The sequence below is a fragment of the Aquibium oceanicum genome (genome assembly GCF_001889605.1).
Taxonomy (GTDB): Bacteria; Pseudomonadota; Alphaproteobacteria; order Rhizobiales; family Rhizobiaceae; genus Aquibium; species Aquibium oceanicum.
Genome location: NZ_CP018171.1, coordinates 2,535,487 through 2,550,374, shown reverse-complemented (window position 1 = coordinate 2,550,374; position 14,888 = coordinate 2,535,487). Strand labels below are relative to the sequence as shown.

15 protein-coding genes are annotated in these 14,888 nt (G+C 63.9%); all 15 read right to left on the bottom strand.

What is annotated here, in order from left to right:
• Positions 1–166: 166 nt before the first annotated feature.
• The 15 genes from BSQ44_RS12565 to nuoH all read right to left on the bottom strand — a co-directional run bounded on the left by BSQ44_RS12565 (position 167) and on the right by nuoH (position 14,886).
• Positions 167–850 (bottom strand): ABC transporter ATP-binding protein, encoded by a 684-nt coding sequence (locus BSQ44_RS12565; protein ID WP_072608032.1) that lies wholly within the window; start codon positions 848–850, stop codon positions 167–169.
• Positions 850–2,133 (bottom strand): lipoprotein-releasing ABC transporter permease subunit, encoded by a 1,284-nt coding sequence (locus BSQ44_RS12560; RefSeq protein WP_072604620.1) that lies wholly within the window; start codon positions 2,131–2,133, stop codon positions 850–852. The genes BSQ44_RS12565 and BSQ44_RS12560 overlap by 1 nt, the downstream gene beginning before the upstream one ends.
• Positions 2,133–3,458: a proline--tRNA ligase gene (gene proS, locus BSQ44_RS12555; RefSeq protein WP_072604618.1), complete on the bottom strand. Its 1,326-nt coding sequence runs from the start codon at positions 3,456–3,458 to the stop codon at positions 2,133–2,135. Before proS ends, BSQ44_RS12560 begins: the two co-directional genes overlap by 1 nt.
• A 427-nt stretch (positions 3,459–3,885) precedes the next feature.
• Positions 3,886–4,176 carry a DUF1467 family protein gene (locus tag BSQ44_RS12550; RefSeq protein ID WP_072604615.1) on the bottom strand — a complete coding sequence of 97 codons (291 nt, stop codon included), beginning with the start codon at positions 4,174–4,176 and terminating at the stop codon, positions 3,886–3,888.
• A 3-nt stretch (positions 4,177–4,179) separates the two neighbouring features.
• A complete protein-coding gene (gene mce / locus BSQ44_RS12545; protein ID WP_072604613.1) occupies positions 4,180–4,584 on the bottom strand; it encodes a methylmalonyl-CoA epimerase in 405 nt (134 codons plus the stop codon).
• 31 nt (positions 4,585–4,615) lie between these two features.
• On the bottom strand, positions 4,616–6,289 hold the full coding sequence (locus BSQ44_RS12540; RefSeq protein WP_072604611.1) for a ribonuclease J: 1,674 nt from the start codon (positions 6,287–6,289) through the stop codon (positions 4,616–4,618).
• Positions 6,290–6,302: 13 nt separating this feature from the next.
• On the bottom strand, positions 6,303–7,124 hold the full coding sequence (locus tag BSQ44_RS12535) for a biotin--[acetyl-CoA-carboxylase] ligase (RefSeq protein WP_072604609.1): 822 nt from the start codon (positions 7,122–7,124) through the stop codon (positions 6,303–6,305).
• Positions 7,125–7,128: 4 nt separating this feature from the next.
• Positions 7,129–8,565 (bottom strand): NADH-quinone oxidoreductase subunit NuoN, encoded by a 1,437-nt coding sequence (gene nuoN, locus BSQ44_RS12530; protein ID WP_072604606.1) that lies wholly within the window; start codon positions 8,563–8,565, stop codon positions 7,129–7,131.
• A gap of 12 nt (positions 8,566–8,577) precedes the next feature.
• Positions 8,578–10,095, bottom strand: a complete 1,518-nt coding sequence (locus BSQ44_RS12525) for an NADH-quinone oxidoreductase subunit M (protein WP_072604604.1) — start codon at positions 10,093–10,095, stop codon at positions 8,578–8,580.
• Positions 10,096–10,098: 3 nt separating this feature from the next.
• Entirely contained in the window at positions 10,099–12,096 is a 1,998-nt protein-coding gene (gene nuoL / locus BSQ44_RS12520) for an NADH-quinone oxidoreductase subunit L (protein WP_072604601.1), read from the bottom strand.
• Between the two features lies 1 nt (position 12,097).
• Complete coding sequence (nuoK, locus tag BSQ44_RS12515) at positions 12,098–12,406, bottom strand: NADH-quinone oxidoreductase subunit NuoK (protein WP_072604599.1); 309 nt, start codon at positions 12,404–12,406, stop codon at positions 12,098–12,100.
• Between the two features lie 11 nt (positions 12,407–12,417).
• On the bottom strand, positions 12,418–13,038 hold the full coding sequence (locus tag BSQ44_RS12510; RefSeq protein WP_072608031.1) for an NADH-quinone oxidoreductase subunit J: 621 nt from the start codon (positions 13,036–13,038) through the stop codon (positions 12,418–12,420).
• Positions 13,039–13,157: 119 nt separating this feature from the next.
• Positions 13,158–13,649, bottom strand: coding sequence for an NADH-quinone oxidoreductase subunit NuoI (gene nuoI, locus BSQ44_RS12505; RefSeq protein WP_072604596.1), 492 nt, complete (start codon positions 13,647–13,649; stop codon positions 13,158–13,160).
• A 2-nt stretch (positions 13,650–13,651) separates the two neighbouring features.
• Positions 13,652–13,843 (bottom strand): NADH dehydrogenase, encoded by a 192-nt coding sequence (locus tag BSQ44_RS12500; protein WP_072604594.1) that lies wholly within the window; start codon positions 13,841–13,843, stop codon positions 13,652–13,654.
• Positions 13,840–14,886 carry an NADH-quinone oxidoreductase subunit NuoH gene (gene nuoH / locus BSQ44_RS12495; protein ID WP_072604592.1) on the bottom strand — a complete coding sequence of 349 codons (1,047 nt, stop codon included), beginning with the start codon at positions 14,884–14,886 and terminating at the stop codon, positions 13,840–13,842. The genes BSQ44_RS12500 and nuoH overlap by 4 nt, the downstream gene beginning before the upstream one ends.
• Positions 14,887–14,888 lie beyond the last annotated feature (2 nt).

Genomic DNA, 14,888 nt, shown 5'->3' with positions numbered 1-14,888 from the left:
ACACGAGCGAGGCGACGTCCTGGATAATGTCAGTCATGTTCGTTCTCCCGGTTTCGCTTATGTCCCCATAATGTTCTCTTTCTGTTCCGTTTTGCAAGTGCAAGCGTCATCCTTCCGGACTCCTCCTGCCAAGTCCGGTTAATGAGGCGTTAAAGGCGCCAAGGGGTCAGAAGTCGACGACCTTGCCTTCCGCGAGCGTGACGCGGCGATCCATGCGCGCGGCGAGGTCGTGATTGTGGGTTGCGATCAGGGCCGAGAGCCCTGAGTGTCGCACCAGCGCTTCCATAGCATCGAAGACGTAGCCTGCCGTGTGCGGGTCCAGGTTGCCGGTCGGCTCGTCGGCGAGAAGGACCAGTGGCGCGTTCGCCACCGCGCGCGCGATCGCCACGCGCTGCTGTTCGCCGCCCGACAGCTCCGCCGGACGATGCTCGGCGCGCGGTCCGATCTTCATGTAGTCGAGCAGCTGCATGGCCCGGTCCTGGGCTTCCTTTTGCGAGAGCCCTCGTACGAGCTGCGGAATGACGACATTCTCCAGCGCCGAGAACTCCGGCAGGAGATGGTGGAACTGGTAGACGAAGCCGACCTCGTTGCGGCGGATGGCGGTGCGGTCGTCGTCGGAGAGTTTGCCGCAGGACTTGCCGTTGACAATCACCTCGCCAGCGTCCGGGCGCTCGAGCAGGCCGGCGGTGTGCAGCAGCGTTGACTTTCCCGCGCCGGAGGGGGCTACGAGCGCCACCATCTCGCCGCGGCGCAGAGTGAAGTCGGCCTCGTCCAGGATGACGAGCGGTTTCGTCCCCTCGTGGTAGCGCCTGCTGACGCCGACCAGCGCGAGTGCCGCGTCCTCGGCCATCATTCGTACCTCAGGGCTTCCACCGGATCGAGGCGCGCGGCGCGCCATGCCGGAAACAGAGTCGCGAGGAACGACAGCACAAGCGCCATCAGAACCACCGAGACCGTTTCGTTCACTTCCATCTTGGCCGGCAACTGGCTCAGGAAGTAGAGTTCCGGGTTGAACAGCGTCGTGCCGGAGAGCCAGGAGAAGAACTGGCGGATCGATTCCACGTTGAGGCAGACCACGACGCCCAGGAGAACGCCGGCGAGCGTCCCCACGACGCCGATCGCGGCGCCCGTCATGACGAAGATGCGAAGCACCGAACCACGCGTCGCCCCCATGGTGCGCAGGATGGCGATGTCGCGGCCTTTGTCCTTCACCAGCATGAAGAGGCCGGAGATGATGTTGAGCGCCGCGACGAGCACGATCAGCGTCAGGATCATGAACATGACGTTGCGCTCCACCTCGAGCGCGGAGAAGAAGGTGTGATTGCGCTGGCGCCAGTCGACCATGAAGAACGGCCGTTGCGCCGCCGTCTCGATCACGGGCTTGAGGTCGTCGATGGAGTCCGGATCGTCGACGAAGACCTCGATCGACTGCGCCACCCCTTCCGAGTTGAAGTAGAGCTGCGCCTCGGGCAGAGCCATGAAGATGATCGAGGCGTCGTATTCCGACATGCCGACCTGGAAGATGGCGGTGACCGGATAGGCCTTCTGCCGCGCGGTCATGCCGAAAGGTGTCACGTCTCCCTCGGGAGAGGTCAGCGTGACGAGGTCGCCCAATGCCAGACCGAGCGTCTCGGCCATCCGCACGCCGACGGCAACACCCTCCCCCGCCTCGAAACCCTCGAGCGTGCCTTGCCTTATGTTGCCGGCGACCAGTTCGATCCTGTCCAGATCCTCCTCGCGGATACCGCGAACCAAAGCGCCGGTGCCCCCGCCGACATTACCGGAAGCAAGCACCTGCCCCTCGACCAGCGGAATGGCGTACCGCACGCCCTCGACGCCATTGAGGCGCGCCGCTGCCTCAGCATAATCGTCCAGCGGCCGATCCATGGGCTGCAGGATGAGGTGCCCGTTGATGCCTAGAATCCGGGTCAGCAGTTCGGCCCTGAAACCGTTCATGACGGCCATGACGATGATTAGCGTCGCGACGCCGAGCATGATGCCGACGAAGGAAATCGACGCGATCACCGAGATGAACGCCTCCTTGCGGCGCGAACGAAGGTAGCGCCACGCCACCATCCGCTCGAAGGCGGAGAAGGGGCCGGCCCCGCGCGGCGTTGCGGCGGTTTGCGTCATCAGCTGGCGCCGAGCTTCTGCGCGGCCGCGGCGATCGCCATCGTTTCGCGTTCGCCAGTCCTGCGGTTCTTGATTTCCACCTCGCCGGCCGCCACGCCGCGCGGGCCGACGATCACCTGCCAGGGAAGGCCGATCAGGTCGGCGGTGGCGAACTTGCCGCCGGCGCGCTGGTCTGTGTCGTCGTAGAGCACATCCTTGCCTGCCGCGGAGAGCTGCGCGTAGAACTCTTCACAGACGCGGTCGCATTCGGCATCGCCCGGCTTCATGTTGATCAGCGCCATATCGAACGGCGCAACGCTTTCAGGCCAGATGATGCCGTTGTCGTCGTGGAACGCCTCGATGATCGCCGCGATAAGCCGGCTCGGGCCGATGCCGTAGGAGCCCATGGAGACGAAGTGTTCCTTGCCGTCAGGCCCGGTCACGCTCGCGCCCATGGGCTTGGAATACTTCTGGCCGAAGTGGAAGATGTGGCCGACCTCGATGCCGCGCGCAGACAGGCGCTCGTTCTCGCCGATGCCGGACCAGACGTCCTCCTCGTGCATCTCGTCGGTCGCTGCGTAGGGCGTCGTCCAGGCCTTCACGATGCCGCCGATTTCGGCGTCGTCGCCGAAGTTCGTATCGGCGCCGGGGACCGGAAGGGAAAGAAAGTCGCGGTGGCAGTAGACCTGGCTCTCGCCCGTCTCGGCCAGGATGATGAACTCGTGGCTCAGATCACCGCCGATGGGGCCGGTATCGGCGCGCATGGGGATCGCCTGCAGGCCCATGCGGGTGAATGTGCGAAGGTACGACACGAACATCCGGTTGTAAGCCGCCTTCGCGCCCTCGAAATCGAGATCGAAGGAATAGGCGTCCTTCATCAGGAACTCGCGCGAGCGCATGACGCCGAAGCGCGGCCGAACCTCGTCGCGAAACTTCCACTGGATGTGATAGAGATTGAGCGGAAGGTCCTTGTAGGACCGCACGTAGCTGCGGAAGATGTCGGTCACCATCTCTTCGTTGGTGGGTCCGTACAACATGTCGCGCTCGTGCCGGTCCCGCAGCCGCAGCATCTCGGGGCCGTAAGCATCGTAGCGGCCGCTCTCGCGCCACAGTTCGGCCGACTGGATCGTCGGCATCATGATTTCCAGCGCTCCCGCCCTGTCCTGCTCCTCGCGGATGATGCGGCAGACCTTGTCGAGCACGCGCTTTCCGAGTGGTAGCCAGGAGAAGCTGCCGGCCGCCTGCTGACGCACCATGCCCGCCCGCAGCATGAGGCGATGCGACACGATCTCCGCCTCGCGGGGATTTTCTTTCAGGATGGGCAGGAAGTAGCGCGACAGCCGCATGAAGGTTTCCGTCGAAAGGGATGAAGAGGCCGCAGAATCGATGGGTTCGGCAGCGGTCTCACTGCACGCGCTTCATAGCCATTTCATGGCATCAAGGGAACCCGACCCGGCGGCCACAAGCGACTTAGTTCAGTGGTATAACATTAAACATCGGCTGCCTTATCATTGTGCAGTGCAGCACATCATTGAGGCTCGGCAAGCAAAAAAACTCGTGACATTTCAGGGACCCTTGGTCTAGTGTCCCCGCCATAAACGAGAAGACGGAAAATCAATCCGTTTTCCCTACGCGGTCAAAGTCTTGGGAGGATGCGATCCAGGCGCGGTTACTCGCTGCCGCCGGACACCGGAAACGGATCGGACGCGTTACAAATTGCAAGGCTTCGGCCTTGCATTTTTTTTGGGCAATCAGTCCGTTGTGACCGGAAATTCAGCCGCCGCGCGAAGCCGGCCCGTAGAAATCTGGCATGAAGATCGGGATGTCGTCGAAGCTCCAACCGAGCTGGTTCGTCACGTACCAGAGCAGCCCGCAGATGACGACCGCGACGATGGTCGTTCGCAGCATCGCGCGGCGGACATGTGGCCCGCGCGGGGCGCTCGAGGTGGTGCCCAGCGTCACGTCGCCTTCGTCGTCCTGGGTGCGCAGGCCGAATGGAAGGGTGGCGAAAAGCACCAGCCACCAGATGATGAAGAAGAGCGCGAGATAGGAGATCCAGGTCACGAATCAGACCTGTTCCAGCTCGACGAGGGTTCCGGCGAAATCCTTCGGATGCAGGAACAGCACCGGCTTGCCGTGTGCGCCGGTCTTCGGCTCGCCGTCCCCGAGCACGCGCGCGCCCGAAGCTTTCAGGCGGTCGCGCGCCTCGACGATGTCGGCGACCTCGTAGCAGACGTGGTGCATGCCGCCGGACGGGTTCTTGGCCAGGAAGGCGGCGATTGGCGAGCCCTCCCCCAGGGGTTCGAGAAGCTCGACCTTGGTATTGCCGAGCTCGATGAAAACCACCGTGACGCCGTGCTCCGGCAGGGCCTGCGGATCGGTCACCGTAGCGCCGAGCGTGTTGCGGTAGACGGCGCTCGCGGCGGCGAGATCGGGGACGGCGATGGCGACGTGATTGAGACGGCCGAGCATACTTCTTCCTCCGGGTCGGCGGCGGCGTTCCTCAGCGCGTGACGAAGACCGTGACCATGGGTTTCTTGCCCCAGGCCTGGTTCGCGGCATTGCGCACCGAGCGCCGCACCGCTTCCAGCACCATGTCCAGGTCCTTTCGCCTGGCGCGCGGTATGCTTTCAACCGCGCCGATCGCCGCATCGAGCATCAGGTCCTCGAAATTCTCGCCGTTTCGGTCCGCCTCCGGCAGGCCGATCGCCACGAGGTCGGGATCCCCGGCCATCTCGTACTTCTCGTCCAGCACCACGTTCACCGCGACATGGCCGACATAGGAGAGCTTGCGCCTCTCGCGCACGCCGACCGCGTCCTCGCCGCCGACGATCAGGCCGTCCTTGAAGATGCGGCCATAGGGCACCTGGTCGACGACGCCGGCCTCGCCGGGCGCCAGCTTCACGACGTCGCCGTTGCGCGCCTGCACCACGTGGGGAATGCCGGACATCGCGCCCAGCGAACCGTGCGCCACCAGATGCGCGGCCTCGCCGTGCACCGGCACCAGAACCTGCGGCCGCACCCATTCGTACATCTTCTTCAGCTCGCTGCGTCGCGGGTGGCCCGATACGTGAACCAGCGCCTCGCCGTCCTCGATGATGCGGATGCCCTGTTCGATCAGGCCGTTCTTGATCTCCAGGATAGCCTTCTCATTTCCGGGAATGGTGCGCGAGGAAAACACGACCGTGTCGCCGGCAGTCAGCGCAAGGTTCTTCATCTCGTCGCGGGCGAGCTTCGCCAGCGCGGCGCGCGGCTCGCCCTGGCTGCCGGTGCACAGCACGACGAGGTTCTCGCGCGGGATGTAGCCGTACTCCTCCTCCGAGATGAACGGCGGGAGGCCCTCCAGGTAGCCGAGCTCGGTAGCGACATCGATCACGCGCTTGAGCGAGCGGCCGAGCACGAGGACTTGGCGGCCGGCGTCCCGCGCGGCTTCCACCACCGAGCGAATACGCCCGACATTCGAGGAGAAGGTCGTGACGGCGACCCGGCCGGGTGCGGCCTCGATCACCTGGCGCAAGCCCTGCCCCACTGCCTGTTCAGACGGCGATTCGCCCTCGCGCATTGCATTGGTGGAATCGCAGATCAGCGCCACGACCCCGGCATCGCCCAACGCACGGAAGCGCGCCTCGTCGGTCATCGGGCCAATCTCCGGCGCGGGATCGATCTTCCAGTCGCCGGTGTGGATGATCGTCCCGAGCGGCGTGGTCATCGCCAGCGAAACCGGCTCGGGGATCGAGTGGGTGACCGCCACGGCCTCGATGTCGAACGGGCCGACGGAGAAACGGTCACCGGGCTGGTAGATCTCGACCGGAATCTTCGGCTTGGAGCCCGGTTCGGAAGCGCGCTTGGCTTCGAGCAGCCCGGCCGCGAAGGGCGTCATCCAGACCGGCACGCCGAGCTGCGGCCACAGTTCCAGCAGCGCGCCATAGTGGTCCTCGTGCGCGTGCGTGATGATCATCCCGCGAAGGTTCTTCTTCTCCTCGACGATGAAGCGGATGTCGGGCAGCACCAGGTCGACGCCCGGCAGATCCGGGCCGGGGAAGGTCACGCCGCAGTCGACGATGATCCATTGCCGCGCCTCGGGGCGGCCGAAGCCGTAGAGGGCGAAGTTCATACCGATCTCGCCGACGCCTCCGAGAGGCGCGAAGACCAGTTCCTCGCCGTTGCTCTTAGCCATGCCTTTACCTCGCCTAGACCGCAGCCGCCGAAGCGACCGCGCCGAAATGCACGTCACCCGCCGCGATACGCCTCGTGCCGCCGTGTATGTCACGCACGACGAACCGGCAATCCTCGTCGATCGTTTCGAATATGCCCCGTACGACCTCTCCTTCGACCTTCACCGCCACTTCCGAACCGAGGCCGGCCGCACGTGTCAGCCATGCGCGGCGGATGCTTTCGAGGCCCCGGCCGCCGTTCCATGCCCGTTCAGCCTGCATCCATGCGTCGGACAGGGCCAAAAACAGCGTCTCGGCCGTCGCGTCCGATCCAAGTGCTGCAAGCGATGTGGCCGGATAGGGAACGTCCGTCGGATGAGCGACGACGTTGACGCCGATGCCGATTGCGACGGCAAAGCGTCGCTCCGACAGCATGGCCGATTCCAGCAGGATGCCGGCAAGCTTCGACCCGTCGGCGAGAACGTCGTTCGGCCATTTAAGCTGGAAACTCGTGCGCGAATTGCGGTCTTCGCTTGCGTCGGCGCCGATCAACACCGGCGCGACGGCCTTCAGCGCGTCCGACAGCGCCAGACCGGCGACGAAGCCGAGGGTCGCTGCCAGCGACAGCGGGCAGCAATCCACTAGGAGGAGGGTCGCAGCGAGGTTGCCCGCCGGCGTCTCCCAGGCGCGTCCACGGCGACCGCGGCCGCTCTCCTGTCTACGCGAGACCACCCACAGCCGTCCCGGATCGCCCGCCCTCGCCTGCTCCAGAGCATGGGCGTTGGTCGAACCGATCGTCTCGAAGGCTTCCAGTCGATATCCGTCCTGCTGAGCGGTGGGCGCGAGCGCAAACGCCATCGGCTCAGAAGAAGGTCCGGGAAGCGGCTTCCGCCATCGTTCCGATCGGCCCGCCGATCAGCACGTAGAACAGCACGAAGGCACCCGACGCGCCGAGCACCAGCCGCAGTTCGCCCGCCATCGGCTGGAAACCGCCGACCGGCTCGTCGAACCACATGATCTTGATAATGCGCAGATAGTAGAACGCGCCGACCACCGAGGCGAGCACGCCGATCACCGCCAGCGCGTAGAGTTCGGCATCAATGGCGGCCAGGAACACGTACCACTTGGCCCAGAAGCCGGCGAGCGGCGGAATGCCGGCGAGCGAGAACATCAGGATGGTCAGGATCGTGGCCATCATCGGGTTGGTACTGGAGAGCCCCGCCAAGCTGTCGATCTGCTCCACATTGCCTTCCTTCCGACGCATGGCGAGGATGAAGGCGAAGGTGCCGAGCGTCATGACCAGGTAGATCAGCATGTAGATCGCGATGCCGCGCACACCGGCCGACGAATTCGCGGCCAAGCCAACGAGCGCGAAGCCCATGTGGCCGATCGAGGAATAGGCCATCAGGCGCTTTATGTTACGCTGGCCGATCGCCGCGAAGGCGCCGAGCAGCATGGAGGCGACCGAGATGAAGACGATGATCTGCTGCCAGTCGAAGGCTATGGGCTCGAAGGCGCCCATGGTGACCCGCACGATCAGCGCCATCGCCGCCATCTTGGGCGCGGCGGCGAAGAAGGCGGTGACCGGCGTCGGCGCGCCCTCGTAGACGTCTGGCGTCCACATGTGGAACGGCACGGCGGAGATCTTGAACGACAGGCCGGCCAGGACGAAGACCAGGCCGAAGACCAGGCCGAGCTGCCGCTCGCCGCCGGAAAGCGCCAGCGTGATGGCGTCGAACCCCGTGTTGCCCGTGTAGCCGTAGACGAGGCTGATGCCGTAGAGCAGCATGCCCGAGGAGAGTGCGCCGAGTACGAAGTACTTCAGGCCCGCCTCGGTGGACCGCACGGAGTCGCGGTTGATCGCGGCGATCACGTACGCTGCCAGCGACTGGAGTTCGAGGCCGAGATAGAGCGTGATCATGTCGTTCGCCGAGACCATCAAGAGCATCCCGAGCGTCGACAGCATGATGAGAACCGGGAACTCGAACTTGTCGAAGCGCTCCGCCTTGGCGAAGCCGACAGACATGACGAGTGTCACGATCGAGCCGCCGAGCGTCAGGAACTTCATGAAACGCGAGAACGGGTCGTTGATGAAGGCGCCCTGAAAGCCTTCTCCATACTCACCGAAAAACAGCATCCACGCGCCTGCGCCGATCAGGATCGCGACAGCCAGCCCCGTGACCAGCGTGTTGGACCGCTCGTCGCCAAAAACGCCGATCATCAGGAGCGCCATCGCGCCGATCGCGAGGATCAGCTCCGGTGCGGCGAGCGTCAGGCTCATGGAAAGGTCAGGCGTCATCTCTAGGGACCCTTACTGCGCCAGAGCAGCCGCGGCGGTCGCGCGCCCGGCTTCGATCGAGGCTGTCACTTGGCCGACGAGCGCGTCCACGGAGGCCGCGGTGGCGTCGAGGATGGGCGCCGGATAGACGCCGAAGAAGATCGTCAGCACCACCAGCGGATAGATCACCGCCTTCTCGCGCGTCGACAGGTCCAGCAGCCCCTTGAGACTGTCCTTGGTCAGCGCCCCAAAGACCACCCTGCGATAAAGCCACAGCGCGTAGGCCGCCGAGAGCACGACGCCGGTGGTGGCGAAGAAGGCCACCCAGGTGTTGGCCTGGAAGGCGCCCATCAGGGTCAGGAACTCGCCCACGAAGCCGCTCGTGCCGGGCAGGCCGACATTGGCCATGGTGAATATCAGGAAGACCACGGCGTACTTGGGCATGTTGTTCACAAGCCCGCCATAAGCGGCGATCTCGCGGGTATGCATGCGGTCGTAAATGACGCCGACGCACAGGAACAGTGCACCGGAGACCAAGCCGTGCGACAGCATCTGGAAGATCGCGCCCTGGATGCCGATCTCGTTCATGGTGAAGATGCCCATGGTCACGAAGCCCATATGCGCGACGGATGAGTAGGCGATCAGCTTCTTGATGTCCTCCTGCATCAGCGCCACCAGCGAGGTGTAGATGATGGCCACGACCGAGAGCGTGTAGACCAACGGCGCGAAGTCGGCGGAGGCGAGCGGGAACATCGGTAGCGAGAAGCGCAGGAAACCGTAGCCGCCCATCTTCAGGAGGATACCGGCCAGGATCACCGAGCCCGCCGTCGGCGCCTCCACGTGCGCGTCCGGCAGCCAGGTATGGACCGGCCACATCGGCATCTTCACCGCGAAGGAGGCGAAGAAGGCGAGCCACAGCCAGGTCTGCATGTTGGCCGGGAAGTCATGCGCCAGAAGCGTCGGGATGTCGGTCGTGCCGGCCTGCCAGAACATGGCCATGATAGCCAGCATCATCAGTACCGATCCCAGCAGCGTGTATAGGAAGAACTTGAAGCTCGCATAGACACGCCGCTTGCCGCCCCACACGCCGATGATGATGAACATCGGGATCAGGCCGGCTTCGAAGAAGACATAGAACAACACGATGTCGAGCGCGCAGAAGACGCCGATCATCAGCGTTTCCAGGATCAGGAACGCGATCATGTACTCCTTGACACGCTTCTCCACCGAGACCCACGAAGCAAGGATGCACAGTGGCATCAGGAAGGTCGTCAGGATCACGAACAGCATGGAGATGCCGTCGACGCCCATGTGGTAGGAGATGCCGGAGTCCAGCCACTCCATCTTCTCGACCAGCTGGAAGCCGGGATTCGAATAGTCGAACGCGGCCCACACGAACAGCGAAAGTACGAAGGTGAACGCGGTGGTGAACAGCGCGACGTTGCGGATGTTGCGCCGCGCAGCCTGTCCTTCGTCCTTGATCAGCAGAATCAGGAACGCGCCGACCAGGGGCAGGAAGGTGACCGTGGAAAGGATTGGCCATTCACTCATGGTCTAGAACGAGCTCCCGAGCATCATCCATGTCACGAGCGCTGCCACGCCGATGAGCATTGCGAATGCGTAGTGGTAGAGATAGCCGCTCTGCAGCTTGACGACGCGGGCGGTCACGTCGGTGACGCGCGCCGAGACGCCATCAGGGCCGAATCCGTCGATGATCCTGCCGTCGCCGGTCTTCCACAGGAAGCGGCCGACCCGCATCGCCGGCCTGACGAAGAGGAAGTCGTAGAGTTCGTCGAAGTACCACTTGTTCAGGAGGAAGGCGTAGAGGCCGCGGTGCTGGGCCGCCAGCCGCTTCGGCGTCTCCGGCGAGCGGATGTAGAACTGATACGCGATGGCGAACCCAAGGAGCATTGCGACGAAGGGCGCGAGCTTCACCCACAGAGGCACGTAGTGGAAGTCGTGCAGGACGTGGTTCTCGGGGAGCGTGAACAGCGCGGCGCGCCAGAATTCCGCATAGGCCTCGCCGATGAAGAAGTCGTGGAAGATCACGCCGGCGAACAGCGCTCCTGCGGCAAGGATGAACAGCGGCACGAGCATGACCATCGGCGATTCGTGCACGTGGTGCATGACATCCGCGGTGGCGCGCGGCTTGCCGTGGAAGGTCATGAAGATCAGTCGCCAGGAATAAAAGCTGGTGAACATGGCCGCTACGACGAGCAGCGTGAAGGCGAAGGGAGCGGCGGCGCTGTGGGCGGCGAAGGATCCCTCGATGATAGCGTCCTTGGAGAAGAAGCCGGCGGTGCCGATGATCGTCGCGGGAATGCCGACGCCGGTCAGCGCCAGCGTTCCGATGATCATCATCCAGTAGGTGTAGGGGATGAGTTTCCGCAGGCCGCCCATGCGGCGCATGTCCTGCTCGTCCGAGACGGAATGGATGACCGAGCCCGAGCCCAGGAACAGCAGCGCCTTGAAGAAGGCGTGCGTGAACAGGTGGAAGATCGCAGCCGAATAGAAGCCGAGGCCTATCGCCACGAACATGTAGCCGAGCTGCGAACAGGTCGAGTAGGCGATGACGCGCTTGATGTCGTTCTGTACCAGGCCGACCGTTGCCGCGAAGAAGGCGGTGAAGGCGCCGATCACGGTAACGAACAGAAGTGCCGTGTGCGACAGTTCGAAGATGGGCGAGAGGCGCGCGACCATGAAGACGCCGGCGGTGACCATGGTGGCGGCATGGATGAGCGCGGAGACCGGTGTCGGGCCTTCCATCGCGTCCGGCAGCCAGGTGTGCAGAGGAACCTGCGCCGACTTGCCCATGGCACCCATGAAGAGCAGCAGGCAGACGACGGTGAGCGCCGCGTGCCGCTCCAGCTCGTAGCCGAGGAAGTTCAGCACCGCCGCACCCTGCTCGGCAGCTTCCGCACCGCCCTCGACCGGGATGAAGGAGGCCGTGTTGGCGAAGATGGTGCTGAAATTGATGGAGCCGAAGAGCACGAAAACGCCGAAGATGCCGAGCGCGAAGCCGAAGTCGCCGACGCGGTTGACGACGAAGGCCTTGATTGCCGCGGCATTGGCAGAAGGCTTCTTGTACCAGAAACCGATCAGCAGGTAGGACGCCAGGCCCACGCCCTCCCAGCCGAAGAACATCTGGACGAGGTTGTCCGACGTCACCAGCATCAGCATGGCGAAGGTGAAGAGCGACAGGTAGGCGAAGAATCGCGGCCGGTTCGGGTCGTGATGCATGTAGCCGATGGAATAGATGTGCACGAGCGCCGAGACGGTGTTCACGACGACCAGCATGACGACCGTCAGCGTGTCGATGCGGAACGCCCAATCGACATCGAGCGCGCCCGCCTGGATGAAGCGCAGCACCGGTACGGTGAAGGCCTCGCCCTCGCCAAGCCCGTAGGTGATGAAGGCGATCCAGGACAGGACCGCCGCCACCACGAGGAAGCCGGAGGTGATGTATTCGCACGCCTTGGCCCCGAGCGAACTGCCGAACAGCCCAGCGATCAGGAAGCCGAGAAGCGGAAGGAAGACGATGGCGTGGTACATCTCAGCCCTTCATCATGTTGACGTCTTCGACGTCGATCGAGCCGCGGTTGCGGAAGAAGACGACGAGGATGGCGAGCCCGATCGCGGCTTCTGCGGCCGCGACCGTCAGAACGAACAGCGCGAACACCTGGCCGACCATGTCGCCGAGCTCGGCGGAGAAGGCGACGAAGTTGATGTTCACGGCGAGCAGGATGAGCTCGACCGACATCAGGATGATGATGATGTTCTTCCTGTTCAGGAAGATCCCGAACACGCCGAGCGTGAACAGGATCGCCGAGACGGTCAGGAAATGCGCGATACCGACTTCCATGAGTTTTCCTGTCAGATTCCCTTGCCCGTTTCGACTTCCACCACCTCGATGGCGGTCGCCGGGGTGCGGGCCACCTGGGCGGAGATCGACTGACGCCTCACGCCTTCCTTGTGGCGCAGCGTCAGGACGATCGCGCCGACCATGGCCACCAGCAGAATCATTCCCGCGATCTGGAAGAAGAAGATGTAATCCGTGTAGAGGAGGTCGCCGAGCGCTGCCGTGTTGGAGCGCACCGCCAGCGGCGGAATCGGCCTTGTTATCACGCCCGCGAATTCCGGCGTCAGGGTGTAGCCGCCGACGACGATGATCAGTTCGGCCGCCAGGATGAGGCCGACCAGCCCACCGATCGGCGCGTATTGCAGCGCGCCCTGCTTCAGCTCCGCGAAATCGACGTCCAGCATCATGACGACGAAGAGGAAAAGCACCGCCACAGCGCCGACATAGACGACGAGCAGGATCATCGCCAGGAACTCGGCGCCCGTCAGGAGGAAAAGCCCCGCGGCGTTGAAGAACGTCAGGATCAGATAGAGCACGGAATGGACGGGATTGCGCGCCGCAATCACCATGAAGGCGCTCGCGACCCCTATGAAGGCGAACACGTAGAAGAAGATCGCCCCTAGTCCTGTCAGCAGCATGGGTTCCCCCGGTTGCGCGGCGCCGCTCTCGCGCCGCCTGTCTGCGGCCCGGCCCCCAAGGCCGAAACCGCGTTGTCCTTAGACGAGCATGCCGCGCTCGTCCATCGTTGGAAGGATCACCTGTAGGGCGAATCCAGTGCGATGTTGCGTGCGATCTCGCGCTCCCAGCGATCCCCGTTCGCCAGCAGCCTGTCCTTGTCGTAGTAGAGTTCCTCGCGGGTCTCCGTCGAGAACTCGAAGTTCGGGCCCTCGACGATGGCGTCGACCGGGCAGGCCTCCTGGCAGAAGCCGCAATAGATGCACTTCACCATGTCGATGTCATAACGCACCGTGCGCCGCGTGCCGTCGTTGCGGCGCGGCCCGGCCTCGATGGTGATCGCCTGCGCCGGGCAGATCGCTTCGCACAGCTTGCACGCGATGCAGCGCTCCTCGCCGTTCGGATAACGGCGCAGCGCGTGTTCGCCGCGGAAGCGCGGGCTCTGCGGGTTTTTCTCGTGCGGATAGTTGATGGTGTATTTCGGCGCGAAGAACTGCCGCATGGACAGAACGACGGCGCCGAAGAACTCCTTCAGCAGCAGAGATTTCGCGGCTTGGGCCAACGCCGACATTGTCATTCTCCAGCAAAGAGTGGGCCGACGAACCAGCCCACGAGCGGCAGGAGCACGAATTGGCTCAAGCCGGTTATACGAAGGACGCGCTTGGTCTCGGGCAGGTCCACGCGGGTTGCCAACAGGCGCAGCAGGACATAGTCCGCCGCGGCGATGACGAGCCCGACAAGGGCGCCGATCAAAGCGGCACTCACGCCACCAGCCCCGTGAATTTCAGGAACGCGGCGGTGATGACGACCATGGCCAGCGAGATCGGCAGGAAGACCTTCCAGCCGAGCCGCATCAGCTGGTCGTAGCGGAAGCGCGGCACGAAGGCCTTCACCAGCGCGATCATGAAGAACACGAAGCAGACCTTGAGGATGAACCAGACCGCGCCCGGCACCCAGGTGAACGGCGCGAAATCGAAGGGCGGCAGCCATCCTCCCAGGAAAAGTACGGTGGTGAGCGCGCACATCAGGACGATCGCGACATATTCGCCCAGGAAGAACAGCAGGAACGGCGTCGAGGAGTATTCGATCATGTGACCGGCGACGAGTTCCGACTCGGCTTCGACCAGATCGAAGGGCGGCCGGTTTGTCTCGGCCAGCGCCGAGATGAAGAAGATGATGAACATCGGGAACAGCGGCAGCCAGTGCCAGTCGAGGAAGGTCGGCGGCAGCCCCATCATGGTGCCGACACCGTCGATCTGCGACAGCACGATCGCCGACAGGTTGAGTGACCCGACGCAGAGCAGCACGGTGATGATGACGAAGCCGATCGAGACCTCGTAGGACACCATCTGGGCGGCCGAGCGCAGCGCGCCGAGGAACGGATACTTCGAGTTCGACGCCCATCCGCCCATGATGACGCCGTAGACTTCCAGCGAGGCAATGGCGAAGACGAAGAGGATGCCGACGTTGATGTCGGCAATCGCCCAGCCCGGTGCAATCGGGATGACGGCCCACGCGGTCATCGCGAGCACCGCCGTCACCAGTGGCGCCAGCAGGAACACGCCCTTGTTGGCGCCGGACGGGATCACCGGTTCCTTGAAGACGAACTTCAGGAGGTCGGCAAAGGCCTGGAAGAGGCCCCACGGGCCCACGACGTTCGGGCCGCGCCGGCGCTGGACGGCGGCCCAGATCTTGCGGTCGGCATAAAGGATGTATGCGACGAAGATCAACAGCGCCACCAGAAGCACGACCGACTTCAGAAGGATGATCAGCGCCGGCAGGACGTAGATATCGAAGAAAGCTTCCATCG

What these genes read in the sequence shown, in the direction of transcription:
- BSQ44_RS12565 (WP_072608032.1), bottom strand. Translation starts at nt 850, where the DNA reads ATGGCCGAGGACGCGGCACTCGCGCTGGTCGGCGTCAGCAGGCGCTAC.
- BSQ44_RS12560 (WP_072604620.1), bottom strand. Translation starts at nt 2,133, where the DNA reads ATGACGCAAACCGCCGCAACGCCGCGCGGGGCCGGCCCCTTCTCCGCC.
- proS (WP_072604618.1), bottom strand. Translation starts at nt 3,458, where the DNA reads ATGCGGCTGTCGCGCTACTTCCTGCCCATCCTGAAAGAAAATCCCCGC.
- mce (WP_072604613.1), bottom strand. Translation starts at nt 4,584, where the DNA reads ATGCTCGGCCGTCTCAATCACGTCGCCATCGCCGTCCCCGATCTCGCC.
- BSQ44_RS12540 (WP_072604611.1), bottom strand. Translation starts at nt 6,289, where the DNA reads ATGGCTAAGAGCAACGGCGAGGAACTGGTCTTCGCGCCTCTCGGAGGC.
- BSQ44_RS12535 (WP_072604609.1), bottom strand. Translation starts at nt 7,124, where the DNA reads ATGGCGTTTGCGCTCGCGCCCACCGCTCAGCAGGACGGATATCGACTG.
- nuoN (WP_072604606.1), bottom strand. Translation starts at nt 8,565, where the DNA reads ATGACGCCTGACCTTTCCATGAGCCTGACGCTCGCCGCACCGGAGCTG.
- BSQ44_RS12525 (WP_072604604.1), bottom strand. Translation starts at nt 10,095, where the DNA reads ATGAGTGAATGGCCAATCCTTTCCACGGTCACCTTCCTGCCCCTGGTC.
- nuoL (WP_072604601.1), bottom strand. Translation starts at nt 12,096, where the DNA reads ATGTACCACGCCATCGTCTTCCTTCCGCTTCTCGGCTTCCTGATCGCT.
- nuoK (WP_072604599.1), bottom strand. Translation starts at nt 12,406, where the DNA reads ATGGAAGTCGGTATCGCGCATTTCCTGACCGTCTCGGCGATCCTGTTC.
- nuoI (WP_072604596.1), bottom strand. Translation starts at nt 13,649, where the DNA reads ATGTCGGCGTTGGCCCAAGCCGCGAAATCTCTGCTGCTGAAGGAGTTC.
- nuoH (WP_072604592.1), bottom strand. Translation starts at nt 14,886, where the DNA reads ATGGAAGCTTTCTTCGATATCTACGTCCTGCCGGCGCTGATCATCCTT.